Annotated in this window: 1 protein-coding gene and 1 pseudogene; both read left to right on the forward strand. The window is 37.7% G+C overall.

The features are described from left to right. Positions 1-304 (forward strand): annotated as a pseudogene (locus tag B2X72_RS14960) (nucleoid-associated protein); the annotation flags it as partial. Positions 305-325: 21 nt separating this feature from the next. Then, a complete protein-coding gene (locus tag B2X72_RS14965) occupies positions 326-1,405 on the forward strand; it encodes a DUF3810 domain-containing protein (RefSeq protein ID WP_286850305.1) in 1,080 nt (359 codons plus the stop codon). Positions 1,406-1,431: the final 26 nt, after the last annotated feature.

Genomic DNA, 1,431 nt, shown 5'->3' on the forward strand with positions numbered 1-1,431 from the left:
TAAGGAAAAGGAAACTTTTGTCCAGGAAGAGTTTGAGGAGGAAGTCTTGGGCAACCCGCAGGCGATTGCTTTATTTCAGGACTTTAAAGCAGGTTTTGAAGATGAATTTGACTCTCCATTTCAGGCAAGTTTTGAAATAGCAGATAAAGCGGTAAAAAAAATGGAATCTTCTTACAAGTCTGTTTTAAAGCTGGATAAGAATTTTCATATCTATGTTCATGGTAAACGTGAATATCTTGAGAAAGGTTACGATGAGGATAAAGGCATGAATTATTACAAGGTCTATTTTGAGAACGAAAGCTAATCGTTTTATATCATTATTTGAATGGAAAAGCGCAATAAAATAGCTGTTTTCACGCTGCTGTTACTTCTGATTGGAATTTTTATTTTCTCTCTGATTGAGAAACATAGCCAATGGATTGAGGTGTTTTATGCGCGCGGCTTTTACCGTTTCTATAGCCATGTGCCAAGATTTATTTTTGGTTATGTTCCTTTTAGTTTAGGTGATCTATTTTATGCTATAGTCGTTGGATCGTTACTTTATTCAATTGCTAAATTGATCGGAAATTTATGGAAAGGAAGATGGAAGAATTCCTTTCGTCCGGTTCTACTTATCATAAATTTGTTATTGGGTCTCTATTTTTTCTTTTACCTATCTTGGGGCCTGAACTATTATCGTGAACCAATCAGTACCAATGCCAATTTGCAAGTTGATAGCTTAAAGTTAGCCGATTATCTCGTGGTTTTGAATGGGTTTCTGGATAGTACTAATAACTTGCGGGAGCATGTAGATCCATCCCAATGGGAAGAGCATAAAGAAGCTATTCAAACAGATTTGAGTACATGGGTACAACAGGATACGGCTTTTGCTGAATTCTTGTCAAGGGGTCACATTAGGGCAAAATCACCCATAAATAGCAGGATAGTCTCTTTTTTTGGTGTCTCGGGCTATTTTAATCCATTTACTCATGAAGCACAGGTTAATAAAGCAATGCCAGTCACCTTTTTACCTTTTACTACAGTGCATGAACTTGCACATCAACAGGGAATTGGTTTTGAAGACGAGGCGAATTTTATAGGTTTTGTTCGCTTACAGCAACATCCACAGTCCTTCTACCGATACTCGGCTTATCTACAGACCACGCTTTATATGTTACGTGAACTGCAGGGTATGTATCCTGATTTAGGAAAGGATTACAAGGGAAGATTAAGCGCGAAAGTATTGAAAGACGTGGAAAAAGAAAGGTGTTTTTGGAGTCAATACACGGGTTGGGTCGACGATGTGATGGGATTGTTTTATAATCAATACCTGAAACATAACAATCAACAGGAAGGAATAGCACGGTACGATCGGATGACGCGGTTGGTATTGGCCTATGAGCTTAAAAGAAGAGGATGTAGATAATAATGAACCCATAAAAAAGGCGTATT

This window comes from Sphingobacterium sp. UBA7253 (assembly GCF_002472745.1).
GTDB classification, from domain to species: domain Bacteria; phylum Bacteroidota; class Bacteroidia; order Sphingobacteriales; family Sphingobacteriaceae; genus Sphingobacterium; species Sphingobacterium siyangense.